Raw genomic sequence first — 15,792 nt, 5'->3', positions numbered from 1 at the left:
GTTGCCGTAAACGATGGACCGACATAACAACTAAAAATCGAACGATTGGCTGACAAGGAGTTGAGCTTCATGGAAATAGAACAGTTCGGCTACAAGCAGGAGTTGAAACGTAGCCTGACGCTGACCGACCTGGTGGTGTACGGGATGATCTTCATGATCCCCATCGCCCCGTTCGGCGTGTACGGCTACGTCAACGCCGAAGCGCCGGGGATGGTGCCGCTGGCCTACATCATCGGCATGGTGGCGATGGTGTTCACCGCGCTGAGCTACGGCAGCATGGCCCGGGCCTTTCCGGTTGCAGGTTCGGTGTATTCCTACGCGCAGCGGGGCCTTAACCCGCACGTGGGGTTCCTCGCCGGCTGGCTGATGCTGCTCGACTACCTGCTGATCCCGCCGCTGCTGTACGTCTACGCGGCCATGGCCCTGAACCATCTCTACCCTGAGGTTCCCAAGGTCGGATTCATCCTGGCGTTCCTGGTCAGCGCGACCTTCGTCAACCTGCGCGGCATCACCTTCACCGCACGCATGAACATCCTGTTCCTGCTGGCGCAGCTGGCGGTGCTGGGCATCTTCCTGTTCTATGCCTGGAACGCCCTGCACAACGGCGCCGGCAACGGCCAACTGACCCTGGCGCCGCTGTACCACCCGCAGACGTTCAACTTCGCCCTGCTGATGCAGGCGGTGTCGATCGCGGTGCTGTCGTTCCTGGGCTTCGATGCGATCTCCACCCTGGCCGAAGAGATCAAGGGCGACCCGGGCCGCAGCGTCGGCAAGGCCGCGCTGATCACCCTGGTGGTGATGGGCGCGATCTTCGTCGTGCAGACCTGGATCGCCACCGACCTGGCCGCCGGCATGGGCTTCAAGTCCGCCGACACCGCGTTCTACGAGATCGCCGAAATCGCCGCCGACAGCTGGCTGGCGACCCTGACCGGCGTCGCCACCGCACTGGCCTGGGGCGTGGCGGTCGCCATCACCTCGCAGGCAGCGGTGTCGCGCCTGCTGTTCGGCATGGCCCGCGACGGCAAGCTGCCGAAGGTGCTGGCCAAGGTCCATCCGACCCACAACACGCCCTACCTGAGCATTTACCTGGTGGCCGTGCTGTCGCTGGTGATCTGCTACCTGTTCATCGATTCGGTGGACACGCTGACGTCGCTGGTCAACTTCGGCGCCTTGAGCGGCTTCATGCTGCTGCACCTGACCGTCATCAACCACTACTGGCGCCGGCAGAAGTCCGGGCAGGTGGTGCGTCACCTGATCTGCCCGGTGATCGGCTTCGGGATCGTCGCGGCCATCATGTACAACATGGGCGTCGATGCGCAGAAACTCGGCCTGATCTGGATCGCGCTGGGCCTGGTGTACCTGTTTTTCCTGAACCGCCTCGGCGCCGGCACCGCCCTGCCTGACCCGAGCAATGGCTGACAAGAAAAAGAGCGGCGTCTGACAAAGAATCAGGCGACCGCCGATTTAACGCGTGGAAACCGACAGTGATAGTCAGGTTCGGCGATGACGCCGAACCGTTCGATACAGGAGTGCATCCATGCTGGTCTTACGCCCAGTCGAGCCAACCGACCTGCCCCACCTGCAACAGCTGGCCCGCGACAGCCTCGTGGGCGTCACCTCCTTGCCGGACGACAGCGACCGCCTGCGCGAAAGGATCGCCAGCTCCTGCGCCTCGTTCGACAGCGAGACGCAGGCCCAAGGCTCGGAGAACTATTTCTTCGTGCTGGAAGACCAGGAACAGGGCCGGCTGGTCGGCTGCTCGGAAATCGTCGCCACCGCCGGCTGCGACGGCCCGTTCTACAGCCTGCGCAACCGCCACTTCACCAGCGCCTCGCGGGAACTGAACATCGAGCACGGCGTGCCGGCGCTGTCGTTGTGCCAGGACCTGAACAGCCACACCCTGCTGCGCGGCTTTCACATCGACGCCGCGCTGGTGCGCTCGCCCCACTCCGAACTGCTGTCGCGGGCACGGCTGCTGTTCATCGCCATCCACGGCCGGCGCTTCGCCGACGCGGTGATCACCGAAATCGTCGGCTACAGCGACGACCAGCAGCGTTCGCCCTTCTGGGACGCCCTGGGCAAGCACTTCTTCGACCTGCCCTACGCCGAGGCCGAACGCCTGTGCGGCCTGCAGAACCGCACGTTCCTGGCCGAACTGATGCCGCAGTACCCGATCTACGTGCCGATGCTGCCCCAGGCCGCGCAAGACTGCATCGGCCGGGTGCACCCCGACGGCCAGGAAGCGTTCGACATCCTTGAGCGCGAAGGCTTCGAGACCAACAGCTACATCGACCTGTTCGACGCCGGCCCCACCCTGTACGCCCGCACCGCGAACATTCGCTCGATCGGCCAGAGCCGGGCCGTCACGGTGCGGCGTCAGGCGCAGATCGACGCCCGGGGCCATTGCCTGGTCTGCAACGACGCCCTGAAGGGATTCCGCGCGGTGGTGGCCGAACTGGACGACCGACCGGGACAGCCGCTGGCCCTCACCCCGCAGTTGTGTGCGGCACTGGGCGTCACCGATGGCGACAGCGTGCGGGTGACCGCACTGTGAACCTTGCCCCGAACCAGCGTCCCAGCAGGCGCGCAGAAGGAGTTGCAGCATGATTGTCCGCCCGGTTCACGTCAGCGACCTGCCGGCCTTGATGGCGCTGGTGCGCCAGGCCGGTCCGGGGTTCACCACCCTGCCGGCCAATGAAGACCGTCTGGCCCACCGGGTGCGCTGGGCCCGGCGCGCCTTCTGCGGGCAGGTCGAGCGGGCCGACGCGGATTACCTGTTCGTGCTCGAGGACGACGAACAGCGCGTGGTCGGCGTCAGCGCCCTGACGGGCGCCATCGGCCTGCGCGAGCCTTGGTACAACTACAGGGTGGGGCTGACCGTCAGTTCGGCACCGGACCTGGGCATCCAGCGTCAGATCCCGACGCTGTTCCTCAATAATGAACTGACCGGCCAATCGGAACTGTGCTCGCTGTTCTTGGGCCATGACCAGCGCCACGGCAGCAACGGCCGCCTGCTGTCGCTGGGGCGGTTGCTGTTCGTCGCCGAGTTTCCGCACCTGTTCGGCGAAAAGATGATCGCCGAACTGCGCGGCAGCGCCGACGAGATGGGTTGCTCACCATTCTGGGACAGCCTGGGACGGCACTTTTTCCAGATGGACTTCAGCCACGCCGATCACCTGTCGGGGCTGGGCAACAAGTCCTTCATCGCCGAACTGATGCCGCGCCAGCCGCTGTACACCTGCATGCTCACCGAGCAGGCCCAGGCGGTCATCGGCCAGCCGCACCCCACCACGGAGCCGGCGCTGAAGATCCTTCAGGCCGAGGGCTTCATCCACAAAGGCTACATCGACATCTTCGACGGCGGTCCGGTGATCGAAGCCCCCGTCCACAGCATCCGCACGGTGCGCGAAAGCCTGGAGCTGACCCTGGCCCTCGGCACGCCGGACGACCAGGCGCCCCAGTGGCTGATCCACAACCGCCGTCTGGAGAACTGCCGCATCACCGCCGCCCAGGCCCGCCGGGTCGGCGGCAGCCTGGTGGTCGACCGCCTCACTGCCAAGCGCCTGCAATTGCAGCCGGGCGACTCGGTGCGGGCGGTGCTGCTGCCCAACCAACAACAGCAGGCCGCCGCAGCCTGACCCTTAGCGGCGAGGGCGCTTGCTCCCGCTGCGGTGCGCTTTCTCCCGCCTTGCAAATTCGTCATGATCCTTGACCCATTCGCGTGATAGCCTCTTGATTCTTCGGCGTTGACACCTTTGCTCAAGCCTTTCCATTCCCTTGTATTGGTGGAATCAGTATGTCCAGGCTTTCCCATCAAGATTTGCGCCGTAACTTCCGTCAGCTGCTGGCCTCAGGCGCCTGCTACCACACCGCTTCCGTGTTCGACCCGATGTCCGCCCGCATCGCGGCCGACCTGGGCTTCGAAGTGGGGATCCTCGGCGGCTCGGTGGCGTCCCTGCAGGTGCTGGGCGCGCCGGACTTCGCCCTGATCACCCTGAGCGAATTCACCGAACAGGCCACCCGCATCGGCCGCGTCGCCCAGTTGCCGGTGATCGCCGACGCCGACCACGGCTACGGCAATGCCCTCAACGTGATGCGCACCATCGTCGAGCTGGAGCGCGCCGGCGTCGCCGCCCTGACCATCGAAGACACCCTGCTGCCGGCCCAGTTCGGCCGCAAGTCCACCGACCTGATCTCGGTCGCCGAAGGCGTCGGCAAGATCCGCGCGGCCCTGGAGGCCCGGGTCGACTCGGAAATGGCCATCATCGCCCGCACCAACGCCGGCATCCTGCCCAACCAGGAAATCATCAGCCGCACCAAGCAATACCAGGCCGCCGGTGCCGACGGCATCTGCATGGTCGGCGTGCAGGACTTCGACCAACTGGAACAGATCGCCGAGCACCTGAGCGTGCCGCTGATGCTGGTCACCTACGGCAACCCGGCGCTGCGCGACGACAAACGCCTGGCCGAACTGGGCGTGCGCGTAGCCATCGACGGCCACGGCGCCTACTTCGCGGCCATCAAGGCGACCTACGACAGCCTGCGCGAACAGCGGCAGATCTTCACCCAGGCCTCGGACCTGAGCGCCACCGAACTGACGCACACCTATACGCAGCCTGAGGACTACATCCTCTGGGCGAAGGAATACATGAGCGTCAAGGAGTAACTTCTTCAAGATTTGAAACGCACTGTTTGATCCGACCGGTCGACGCAATGTCGCCGGGCAGGGTCAATGCAGCCTTGGGCTTACATAAAAGACAACAACTCCAAACATCCGATAACAACCCAAACATTGCACAAACAACACCTCAACAAGAGAATGACGACATATAAACAAACCTAAAAACGCCACCATGATCAACCTGCTCAAACACTACAATTCGGCCCCTGCAGAATTAGCCGAAGCAATAAAGAACCTAAACCTGACAATAGAAATCCAAGAACTTTCCAACCATCTCTACAGCAACATCAAGACCTCTGCCAAACAACAGCAGCGGGCAACCATTCTCGACAACGTCAATCCGTACACCCAAACGCTGACATTGCACTGCACCGATGACGCGAACATCAGCGTCAGAACCCTGAGCAGCACCAGTTCGACCGTTCTTTATTCAGTGCCGGGACACAGCATCCTCTTTCCCGTCCACTCTGAGCCTTTCTCTGTCCAGCTGTACGGCATCGAAGGCGACCGGCTGAGTCTCGCCAGGCGCGTGACCGTCACGGATCGCGATCCATTGCTCATCGACGGCCGACATACCCTGTATGAGTGCGTCCCGTCCGAGGGCCCTACGCCCGTGCTGGTCGGCAGCATCAACCTGCCCGTTCGCAGCGCCGACATCAGCGTGTTTGACCGGTCCTCGCTACGCAAGGTCGCCTGGTTCCCCCACGACGACAGCGCCGCGCGCTACCTGGTCAGCCTCGAACTGCTTGAGGCGGCACAGGATCCGGAGGCCGTCAGGGTGGCCGAAGAGCTGATCCACCACTACCACCCGGCCGTTGCGTGGAAAGCGTTTCAGATCATCGATCAGCACGCTCAAGACACAGCCCGGCGATATGTGCCGCTATTGAGGAAACTGAACAACCCACGTCTCGACCAATTGCTCGAACGACGGAGCGAAGCCGCATGAAACTGCAGACGTTCATCGAGCGTATGGCGAATTACGACCCCAGTGTCGACAAGTCGAGCATCATCGAAGACCTCAAACAACTTGCGACAAACCGGACACTCTTGAGCGAGCATCTCTACAACACCATTCAGCAAAACGGTTTCAGCACGCGCAACACCCTTTACAGCCCTTATGCGTTTGTATTGCACTACAACGACTTATATACGCTGCGCCTCGGATTCTGGTCACCGGTCATATCAACGGATGAAAAACAGACATTCATTTATGACCTTTACCATTCGCATGACTTTGAAATGTATGCGATCGGCTACAGCGGTGACGGCTATACAACGACATTGCGCGCAATCCTTGACCGCACGCCATTGAAAGCCGGCGTAAAACCCTCATTGGGGGACGAGCGCAGCGTGAAACTTGCACCCGGCCATGTTCTGCACATGTCGCCGCTGTATGACATTCACCGCCAGCTTCCACCCGAAACGATGTCCGCCTCGCTGAGCCTGATCATTCATCCTCGGCAGACGACAAAAACCGAAGAAGCCTGGTGCTTCGACGAGAACCTGGTGCCGACCTACCCCGGCATCGCCACGCAGGAAACAGCGGTCTTTGAGAACCTGCTGTCCTTGCTCCAACGCGGACTGCACTCTGCGTCCGCTCAACAAGAAAGGAAATCTGTATGAACACGCCACTCGAAAACTGGACCCAAACACCACTGCTGCGCGCCGGCACCGAGCTGATCAACACGCCGGTCAAGACCGCAGCCCAATCCCCGTGCGCCAGCTTCATGCCGCGCTACAACGTGGGCAACATCCACGAAATCAAGCAGTTCTGGAACTTGCCTCAACAAAAGTAAGGCCAGCGCAAGCCGCCCTTCGCCCGACGGCAGTCCGCAAGGACTGCCGTCTCGCTGTTCTTCAACACTCCCCAAGGCGGCGGCAGCCGCTTGCCCGCCCCTTCAGACCGAACCGAGCACTTCGCGCCGGTGCTTGCCGTCGCTGTAGCACATCACCCGGTTGCGCCCGCCGCTCTTGGCCTCGTAGAGCGCCCGGTCGGCGTCGTCGAGCCATTGGGTGGCCTCGGCGTGGGACGGGTCGAACGCCGCCAGCCCGATGCTCAGGCTGACTTTCAACGCCGGGTTCTGCTCATACGCCAGAAAGGAAAAGCGCTCGCGCAAGGTCTCCATGGCCTGGGCGGCGTTGAACAGCGGCATGTCCGGCAGAATCACGCAGAATTCGTCGCCGCCGTAGCGCCCGCCCACATCGGCGTTGCGCAGGTTCTGCCTGAGGGTCTTGCTCAGTTGGCGCAGCACGATGTCGCCGGCCCCGTGGCCGTAGGTGTCGTTGATGGCCTTGAAGTGATCGATGTCGATCAGGGCGATCGCCGCCCCCTTCTGCAGGCTCTTGCAGCGTTGGAACTCGATCTGCAACCGGTCTTTCCAGGCGCCGTGGTTGAGCAGCCCGGTCAGGCTGTCGGTACGGCTCAGGGCCAGCAGCTCGCGCTTGTGCAGGCCCAGGGTGTAGGCCTGGCGAAAGCAGATCCAGCCCAAAGCCAGCGGATACAGCATCAGCAGCGGCAGGCACGCATACAGTTGCAGCGGCGTGGTCGGCGGCACGAACGCCGGCGCGAACACCACCAGCCCGACGCCGATCCCCAACAGTTGCGCCGCCAGTCCCGCCAGCAGAAAGCGCAGCCCGCCGATGGCGACGTTGTTCATCGCCATCATCGAGACGGTGGTGGCGCTGGGCAAAGGGTTGAACTGCATGGCGGCGACCCAGAAGCCGCCGAGAAACGCGTCGATCAGCAGGTTGCGGTGTTCGGCATGGTAAGGCACGCGGGCCCGGCGGGCCCATTGAAAGGCCAGGTGCGGCCACAACAACCCGTTGAACAGCATCAGCGCCCAGACCCAGGGCGGCGGACCGAGCGGATGCATCGCCGCCCCCACACACAGGAGCCCCAGCGCCAGCCCGAGGGTTCGCGACGTATGCAGCCTCCTGGCCAACGACAGTCCTTTTCTTCCCTGACCTCCCGCTTTTTCCATAGGGGCCTCTACTGCGCGCATCGGAAGACGGATGTGCTGAGAGTCTAACAGGGCACCCTCAATTAGCCATCACCGGCCAGCGGGCCACCTATCGCACTGCCCGGGCCCGACACCGGGCAAATGATTGGCTATACATGAAAGGAGGAAAACGGAAAAACGACTATAAGAAGGAGGCGCATGCAGACCTATCAAGTGTTGATCATCGGCAGCGGTTTTGGCGGCCAGTGCGCCGCGGTGAATCTGCTCAAGGCCGGCATCGACGATTTTCGCTTGCTGGAACGGCGGGACTTCTTCGGCGGCACCTGGTGCCAGAACACCTACCCCGGCGCGGCGGTGGACGTGCCGTCGCCGCTGTATTCGCTGTCGTTCGCGCCCTACCCCTGGACGCAGATGTTCGCGGGGCAAGCCGAACTGCACCGCTACACCGAACACGTGGCGCAGCGGTTCGGCCTGCGCGAGCGGGTGGAGCTGGGCGCGAACGTCGAGCGCATCGAATGGGACGACGCGCAAAAGCGCTGGGCCGTGCACACCGTCGCCAAAGGAACGTTCCACGCACAGTTCCTGATCAATGCCACCGGGCCGCTGAGCCAGCCGGTCATCCCGCACTTTCCGGGCGCGGAACGCTTCCGGGGCAAGAGCTTTCACACGAACAACTGGGATCACGCCTACGACTACCGGGGCAAACGGGTAGCGATCGTCGGCAGCGGCGCCAGCGCGGCGCAGGTGATTCCGGCGATTGCCCCGGAGGTGGCGCAACTGCATGTGTTCCAGCGCACGCCGCACTGGGTGCTGCCGCGGGCCGACCGCACCTTCGGCCGCTTCCAGCGTTGGCTGCTGGGCCTCAAACCGGCCTACAAGCTACTGCGCTGGTTGATCTACTGGCAGTTCGAAACCCGGGTGATCGCCTTCAAGTACTCCAAGCCGGCGATCCACCTGGTGCAGCGCCAGGCCCTGAATTTCCTCAAGCGCCAGGTGGCCGATCCGGACCTGCGCCAGCGCCTCACCCCGGACTTCACCATCGGCTGCAAACGGGTGCTGCTCTCCAGCACCTACTACCCCGCGCTGACCCGCGCGAACGTGACCCTGCACAGCCGCGAACAGGGCATCGCCGCCCTCGACGAAACCGGCATCGTCACCACCGACGGCCAGCACATCGACGTGGACCTGATCGTCTGGTCCACCGGCTACGACGCCACCGACGGGGTGATTTCCTACCCGGTCAGCGGCAAGAACGGCGTCCGGCTGCGCGACGTCTGGGCGCAGTACCCGCGCGCCTACCTGGGCACCAGCCTGCCGGACTTCCCCAACCTGTTCATCGTCACCGGCCCCAACACCGGGATCGGCCACACCTCGGCGCTGTTCATCATCGAATCGCAGATGAACTACATCCTCGACTGCATCCGCACCCTCAAGGCCCGGGGCCTGCGCAGCATCGAAGTCCGCCCCGAGGCAGAACGTACCTACACTCAGATGATCCACCGGGAAATGGAGCGCACGGTCTGGAAAACCGGCGGCTGCCACAGCTGGTACCAAAGCAGGAGCGGTCATGTGATCGCGATGTTTCCGGGGTTCAGCTTCAGCTACCACCGCCTGACGCGGTCGCTGAAGCCGGCCGACCACATTCTGTCCTGAACACGTATAAGGAAGACGTCCGATGCTTGTGCTCTTTGTCGCTCTCGCGGTTTTCGTGGCCTGGAGCTGGTTGAGCTACCCGGCGGTCGGCCATTGGCTCTACGACCTGAGCACGGCCGCCGAGGCCAAGCTGTACCGCTTGCACAAGATTGAGGTGCCCATCGCCGAAATGAGCGTATCGACCTGGCAAGGCGGGCCCTACGAGGCGTCCAGCGCGATCCTGATGCTGCACGGCTTCAGCGCCGACAAGAACCTGTGGCTGCGCTTCGCCCGGCATTTCGTCAGCCAGTACCGGGTGATCGTCCCGGACATTGCGGGCCACGGCGAAACCGGCTTCAAGGCCGGCGGCGGCTACGACATCCCGGTGCAGGCCAAGCGGATGATCCAGCTGCTGGACGCCTGCGGCGTGGAGAAAGTGCACGTGATCGGCAACTCGATGGGCGGCTACATCGCCGCGTGGCTGGCGGCGACCTACCCCGAGCGCATCGCCTCGGTGGCGCTGGTCGACCCCGCCGGCGTCACCGCGCCGGAGGCCAGCGACATGGAGCGGCACCTGGCCCGGGGCCACAACCCGTTCCTGATCAACTCCCGCGAGGAGTTCCGACGCTTCTACGCCATGACCATGGCGTCGCCGCCCTGGGTGCCGGGGCTGGTGCTGGACGCCATCGCCCAGCGCTACGAGAACCAGCGCGACGAACTGGAAGAGATCTTCCGCGACTTCCGCGCCAGCCCGCCCATGGAGCCGAAACTGCCCGACATCAAATGCCCGGCGCTGCTGCTCTGGGGCCGCAAGGACCGGCTGATCGACGTCAGCAGCGTGCCGGTGTGGAGCAAGGGCATCGCCAACCTGCGGGTCGACGTGTGGGACGGCGTCGGGCACATGCCGATGGTCGAACAGCCGGCGAACACGGCGCGGCTGTACCGGGAGTTCCTGGGCACCCTGCGATGAACATCCTCTACGACGAGCGTCTCGACGGCCCCCTGCCCGATGTCGACAAGGGCGAACTGCTCAAGGCCTTGCGGCAGGCCCTGCCGGACCTGGATCTGCTGTGGCGCGAAGAAGAGCTCAAGCCCTACGAGTGCGACGGCCTCTCCGCCTACCGCACCACGCCGATGCTGGTCGCCCTGCCCCGTCGGCTGGAGCAGGTGCAGGCGTTGCTCAAACTGTGCCACCAGCGGCGGGTGCCGGTGGTGGCGCGCGGGGCCGGCACCGGACTGTCCGGCGGCGCGCTGCCGCTCGACCGGGGCGTGCTGCTGGTGATGGCGCGCTTCGACCGGATCCTGCACCTCGACCCGGACGCACGCACCGCGCGGGTTCAGCCCGGCGTGCGCAACCTGGCGATCTCCCAGGCCGCCGCGCCGTACGGCCTGTACTACGCGCCGGATCCGTCCTCGCAGATCGCCTGTTCCATCGGCGGCAACGTCGCGGAAAACGCCGGCGGCGTGCACTGCCTCAAGTACGGCCTGACCGTGCACAACCTGCTCAAGCTGGAAGTGCTCACGGTCGAGGGCGAACGCCTGACCCTGGGCAGCGACGCGCTCGATTCCGCCGGCCTGGATCTTTTGGCGCTGTTCACCGGCTCCGAAGGCCTGCTGGGGATCATCACCGAAGTCACCGTCAAGCTGCTGCCCAAACCGCCGGTGGCCAAGGTGCTGCTGGCCAGCTTCGACTCGGTGGAAAAGGCCGGCCGTGCGGTCGCCGACATCATCGCCGCCGGGATCATCCCCGGCGGGCTGGAAATGATGGACAACCTCGCCCTGCGCGCCGCCGAAGACTTCATCCACGCCGGCTACCCGGTGGAGGCCGAGGCGATCCTGCTGTGCGAACTGGACGGCGTCGAAGCCGATGTGCACGACGACTGCCAACGGGTGCGCGAGGTAATGCAACGGGCCGGCGCCACCGAGGTGCGCCAGGCGCGGGACGAAGCCGAACGGGTGAAGTTCTGGGCCGGACGCAAGAACGCCTTCCCGGCCGTCGGGCGCCTGTCGCCGGACTACTACTGCATGGACGGCACCATCCCCCGCCGCGAACTGCCCGGCGTGCTGCACGGCATCGCCCGGCTCGGCGCGGAGTACGGCCTGCGGGTGGCCAACGTGTTCCACGCCGGCGACGGCAACATGCACCCGCTGATCCTGTTCGACGCCAACCGGCCCGGTGAGCTTGAGCGCGCCGAAGCCCTCGGCGCAAAGATCCTGGAACTGTGCGTGCAGGTCGGCGGCAGCATCACCGGCGAGCACGGGGTCGGCCGCGAGAAAATCAACCAGATGTGCGCGCAGTTCAACAGCGACGAACTGAGCGCGTTCCATGCCGTCAAAGTGGCGTTCGACCCCCGCGGCCTGCTCAACCCCGGCAAGAACATCCCCACCCTGCACCGCTGCGCGGAATTCGGCGCGATGCACATCCATGCCGGGCAACTGCCGTTTCCCGACCTGGAGCGTTTCTGATGACTGATCGGGATGCGGCCGACGCGCTGCTGGATCAAGTCAACCGGGCCAGGGCCGACGCCACGCCGCTGAAGATCCAGGGCGGCAACAGCAAGGCGTTTCTCGGACGCGAAGTGGCCGGCGAGGTGCTCGACACCCGCGCCCACCGGGGCATCGTGCGCTACGAACAGTCGGAACTGGTGGTCAGCGTGCGGGCCGGAACGCCGCTGAATGAGCTGCTGGCGACACTCGACGCCGCCGGGCAGATGCTGCCCTGCGAGCCGCCGTCCTTCAGCGATTGCGCCACGGTCGGCGGCATGATCGCCACGGGGCTGTCGGGGCCGCGGCGCCCTTGGGCCGGCTCGGTGCGCGACTTCGTCCTCGGCACCCGGATCATCACCGGCCTCGGTCAGCACCTGCGCTTCGGCGGCGAAGTGATGAAGAACGTCGCCGGTTACGACCTTTCCCGTTTGCTGGCGGGCAGCCACGGCTGCCTCGGCGTGCTGACCGAAGTCTCGCTGAAGGTGCTGCCCACACCCCGGCAGTGCCTGAGCCTGCGTCTGGAGATCGATTGCACGCGGGCCTTGGCCAACCTCGTCGACTGGGGCCGGCAAGCGCTGCCGATCAGCGGCGCCTGCCATGACGGAGTGGCGCTGTACCTGCGCCTTGAAGGCGGTGAAGGTTCGGTGTCCGCCGCCCATCAACGGCTGGGCGGCGATCCGCTGGATTCGGCCTTCTGGTCGGACCTGAACGAACAGCGCCTCAGCTTTTTCGACGAAGGCCCGCCGCTGTGGCGCCTTTCGCTGCCCCCTACCACCGGAGCGCTGGCGCTGCCTGGTGCGCAACTGGTCGACTGGGCCGGCGCTCAGCGCTGGCTGAAGTCCGATGCGACCGACGTTCAGCGCATCGCCCATGAGCTCGGCGGCCACGCCACCTGCTTCAGCCATGGCGCCAGCGACACGCCGTTTCAGCCGCTGGCCCCGGCGCTGATGCGCTACCACCGCCAGCTCAAGGCGCAACTCGACCCGCAAGGGCTGTTCAACCCCGGCCGGATGTACGCGGAGCTCTAACCATGCAGACCATCCTCAGCGAACAGGCCCGGCAACTGCCCCGGGCAGCCGAAGCGGAAAAGATCCTGCGCACCTGCGTGCACTGCGGCTTCTGCAACGCCACCTGCCCGACCTATCAATTGCTCGGCGACGAACTGGACGGCCCGCGCGGGCGCATCTACCTGATCAAGCAAGTGCTCGAAGGCGCACCGCCGACCGCGCAGACCCAACTGCACCTGGACCGCTGCCTGTCGTGCCGCAACTGCGAGACCACCTGCCCATCCGGGGTCGACTACCACAACCTGCTGGACATCGGCCGGGCCATGGTCGACCGCGCCGTGCCGCGCCCGCCGGGCCAGCGCCTGCTGCGCGAAAGCCTGCGGGCCCTGGCGCCCAATCCGGGCGTGTTCAAGGGTTTGCTGAGGATCGGCGCCACGTTTCGTCCGCTGCTGCCGCGTCCTCTGGAGGACAAGCTGCCGGCGCCTTCCTCGGCGAACGGCACGCGCCCGATCCCGCGCCACCCGCGTCGGGTGCTGCTGTTGGAAGGTTGCGTGCAGCCCGGGTTGTCGCCCAACACCAACGACGCGACGGCCCGGGTGCTCGACCGGCTCGGCATCAGCGTCACCCCGGTCAGCGAAGCCGGCTGCTGCGGCGCCCTCGACTACCACCTCGATGCCCAGGCCAAGGGGCTGGAGCGTGCCCGCCGCAACATCGACGCCTGGTGGCCGCACCTGGAGAGCGGCGCCGAGGCCATCGTCCAGACTGCCAGCGGCTGCGGCGCGTTCATCAAGGATTACGGGCATCTGCTGGCGCACGACCCGGCCTACGCGGACAAGGCCCGGCAGGTCAGCGAACGGTCGCTGGATCTGGTGCAGGTCCTGGCGCAAGAGCCCCTAGAACAGATGTGCAGCGCCGGCCAACGCCGCATCGCCGTGCATTGCCCCTGCACCCTGCAACATGCGCTGAAACTGGGCGGCGCCGTGGAAGCCTTGCTGACCCGTCTGGGCTTCAACCTCACGGCGGTACCGGACGGCCACCTGTGCTGCGGCTCGGCCGGCACCTATTCGCTGACCCAACCGACGCTCGCCCGGCAACTGCGCGACAACCGCCTCAACGCCCTGGAAAGCGGCCGCCCGGATCTGATCGTCACCGCCAATGTCGGCTGCCAGAGCCATCTGTCCGGCGCCGGACGCACGCCGGTGAAGCACTGGATCGAACTGGTGGATCAGTCGTTGGCAGAATGAAGTCCGTAGGATTCTTCGTTTGCCCGCGCAGGAGAAGGCTGCGATCTTTTCCTCCATCCTTTACGTGACCGTGCCAGGAATTTTTTTCATGACCGTGCAGCCTTTCGTCAGCCCCGACCTGATCCGTCAACGCTTCTCCAAGGCGATGTCCGACATGTACCGCGAAGAAGTGCCGCTGTACGGCGCGTTGATGGAACTGGTGGAACAGACCAACCGCGACGTGCTCGCCCGGGATCCGCACATTGCCCGGCAACTGGCCGACACCGGCGAAATCCAGCGGCTGGACATGGAGCGCCACGGCGCGATCCGCGTCGGCACCGCCACGGAACTGGCCACCCTCGCCCGCCTGTTCCAGGTGATGGGCATGCAGCCGGTGGGCTACTACGACCTGACGCCGGCGGGGGTGCCGGTTCATTCCACGGCGTTTCGCGCGGTGCACGAGGCGGCGTTGCAGGTCAGTCCGTTCCGGGTATTCACCTCGCTGCTGCGCCTGGAACTGATCGAGGATCCTGAACTGCGGGCGTTCGCCCAGTCCGTGCTGGATCGGCGCTCGATCTTCACCCCGGCCGCCCTGCGCCTGATCGAACAGGCGGAAACCGCCGGCGGCCTCACCGAAGCCGAGGCCGAGGCATTTGTCCTGCAAGCGCTGGAGACCTTTCGCTGGCACCACAGCGCCACCGTCACCGCCGCGCAGTACCAGACCCTCAGTGCCCAGCACCGCCTGATCGCCGACGTCGTCGCCTTCAAAGGCCCGCACATCAACCACCTGACCCCGCGCACCCTGGACATCGACATCGTGCAGGCGCAGATGCCGTTGCACGGCATCACCCCCAAAGCCGTGGTCGAAGGCCCGCCGCGCCGGCAGTGCCCGATCCTGCTGCGCCAGACCAGCTTCAAGGCCCTCGACGAACCGGTCGCCTTCACCGACCAAGCGCAAACCCATGGCAGCCACAGCGCCCGCTTCGGCGAGATCGAGCAACGCGGCGCCGCACTGACGCCCAAGGGCCGCGCCCTGTACGATCGCTTGCTGAACGCCGCCCGGGACGAGCTCGGCGACTTCCCCAACGAGGGCAATGCCGCACGCTACAACGCGCTGATGACCCAGCATTTCAGCGAATTTCCTGACAGCCTCGACGGCATGCGGGAACAGGAACTGGCCTACTTCCGCTATTTCGCCACCGAACAGGGCTTGGCGGAGCGTCCCGGCGAGGCTTCGCTGGCCCAACTGCTGCGCGACGGCCATGTGAAAGCGGAGCCGCTGGTGTACGAAGATTTCCTGCCGGTGAGCGCGGCGGGGATCTTTCAGTCGAACCTGGGGGATGCGGCGCAGGCGCATTACGGCGAACACTCGAACCGTCAGGCCTTCGAGCAGGCGCTGGGCCGCACGACCATCGATGAACTGGCGCTGTATGCCGACACCCAGCGGCGTTCACTGGAGGCGTGCGCTGAGGCACTGGGTCTGAAACGTCTCTGAGGTCAGGTGGCCATGCTGCGCAAGAAGTTGCGCAATCATTCCGCAAAACGTCTGACACGGCACGCTGGAAGCCTTAAGCGACGCGGCCTCCAGCCGAGTGCGCAAGAAGTTGCGCAGCACTGCGCAACTTCTTGCGCACTTTCCCAAGGATTTCGCCGGCCTGATCGGACACCATCTAGAGAAACCCATATAAAACACTGATTTATATGGGTTTTTCATTTCTGGCACGCTCCTTGATAACAGTCAGGCACCCACCGGGCGATTCCGCCTCCCGGGCACCCTAACTCAATCCGCAAGGAGCACCTCC

14 protein-coding genes are annotated in these 15,792 nt (G+C 65.0%); 13 read left to right on the top strand and 1 reads right to left on the bottom strand.

From position 1 onward, the window contains the following. Positions 1-69 precede the first annotated feature (69 nt). From CAG31_RS26395 to CAG31_RS28535, 7 genes are all read left to right on the top strand, one after another. On the top strand, positions 70-1,419 hold the full coding sequence (locus CAG31_RS26395) for an APC family permease (protein ID WP_085586683.1): 1,350 nt from the start codon (positions 70-72) through the stop codon (positions 1,417-1,419). Between the two features lie 118 nt (positions 1,420-1,537). Beyond that, entirely contained in the window at positions 1,538-2,554 is a 1,017-nt protein-coding gene (locus CAG31_RS26390; protein ID WP_085586682.1) for an arginine N-succinyltransferase, read from the top strand. Between the two features lie 49 nt (positions 2,555-2,603). Then, a complete protein-coding gene (astA, locus tag CAG31_RS26385; RefSeq protein WP_085586681.1) occupies positions 2,604-3,638 on the top strand; it encodes an arginine N-succinyltransferase in 1,035 nt (344 codons plus the stop codon). 158 nt (positions 3,639-3,796) lie between these two features. After that, a complete protein-coding gene (locus CAG31_RS26380; protein ID WP_085586680.1) occupies positions 3,797-4,666 on the top strand; it encodes an oxaloacetate decarboxylase in 870 nt (289 codons plus the stop codon). A 187-nt stretch (positions 4,667-4,853) separates the two neighbouring features. Then, the gene (locus CAG31_RS26375; protein ID WP_085586679.1) at positions 4,854-5,627 is read left to right on the top strand and encodes a hypothetical protein; all 774 of its coding nucleotides are present in this window, start codon (positions 4,854-4,856) and stop codon (positions 5,625-5,627) included. Continuing rightward, on the top strand, positions 5,624-6,304 hold the full coding sequence (locus CAG31_RS26370; protein ID WP_085586678.1) for a transposase: 681 nt from the start codon (positions 5,624-5,626) through the stop codon (positions 6,302-6,304). Before CAG31_RS26375 ends, CAG31_RS26370 begins: the two co-directional genes overlap by 4 nt. Next, positions 6,301-6,477, top strand: a complete 177-nt coding sequence (locus tag CAG31_RS28535; protein WP_170930082.1) for a hypothetical protein — start codon at positions 6,301-6,303, stop codon at positions 6,475-6,477. The genes CAG31_RS26370 and CAG31_RS28535 overlap by 4 nt, the downstream gene beginning before the upstream one ends. A gap of 102 nt (positions 6,478-6,579) precedes the next feature. Here CAG31_RS28535 and CAG31_RS26365 read toward each other — a convergent pair whose 3' ends face one another. Then, positions 6,580-7,662: a diguanylate cyclase gene (locus CAG31_RS26365; protein ID WP_085586677.1), complete on the bottom strand. Its 1,083-nt coding sequence runs from the start codon at positions 7,660-7,662 to the stop codon at positions 6,580-6,582. Positions 7,663-7,839: 177 nt separating this feature from the next. Between CAG31_RS26365 and CAG31_RS26360 the strand changes: the two genes are divergently transcribed. The 6 genes from CAG31_RS26360 (at position 7,840) to CAG31_RS26335 (ending at position 15,485) form a co-directional block, all read left to right on the top strand. After that, positions 7,840-9,294 carry an NAD(P)/FAD-dependent oxidoreductase gene (locus CAG31_RS26360; RefSeq protein WP_085586676.1) on the top strand — a complete coding sequence of 485 codons (1,455 nt, stop codon included), beginning with the start codon at positions 7,840-7,842 and terminating at the stop codon, positions 9,292-9,294. Positions 9,295-9,316: 22 nt separating this feature from the next. Next, entirely contained in the window at positions 9,317-10,243 is a 927-nt protein-coding gene (locus tag CAG31_RS26355) for an alpha/beta fold hydrolase (RefSeq protein WP_085586675.1), read from the top strand. Beyond that, positions 10,240-11,739 carry a glycolate oxidase subunit GlcD gene (gene glcD / locus CAG31_RS26350; protein WP_085586674.1) on the top strand — a complete coding sequence of 500 codons (1,500 nt, stop codon included), beginning with the start codon at positions 10,240-10,242 and terminating at the stop codon, positions 11,737-11,739. The genes CAG31_RS26355 and glcD overlap by 4 nt, the downstream gene beginning before the upstream one ends. Then, a complete protein-coding gene (gene glcE / locus CAG31_RS26345; RefSeq protein ID WP_085586673.1) occupies positions 11,739-12,788 on the top strand; it encodes a glycolate oxidase subunit GlcE in 1,050 nt (349 codons plus the stop codon). Before glcD ends, glcE begins: the two co-directional genes overlap by 1 nt. A gap of 2 nt (positions 12,789-12,790) precedes the next feature. Next, the gene (glcF, locus tag CAG31_RS26340; protein WP_085586672.1) at positions 12,791-14,011 is read left to right on the top strand and encodes a glycolate oxidase subunit GlcF; all 1,221 of its coding nucleotides are present in this window, start codon (positions 12,791-12,793) and stop codon (positions 14,009-14,011) included. A gap of 88 nt (positions 14,012-14,099) precedes the next feature. Beyond that, a complete protein-coding gene (locus CAG31_RS26335; protein WP_085586671.1) occupies positions 14,100-15,485 on the top strand; it encodes a VOC family protein in 1,386 nt (461 codons plus the stop codon). Positions 15,486-15,792: the final 307 nt, after the last annotated feature.

The organism is Pseudomonas sp. R25(2017), from assembly GCF_002112565.1.
Lineage (GTDB): Bacteria > Pseudomonadota > Gammaproteobacteria > Pseudomonadales > Pseudomonadaceae > Aquipseudomonas > Aquipseudomonas ekonensis.
This window is presented reverse-complemented; position numbering and strand designations above follow the sequence as displayed.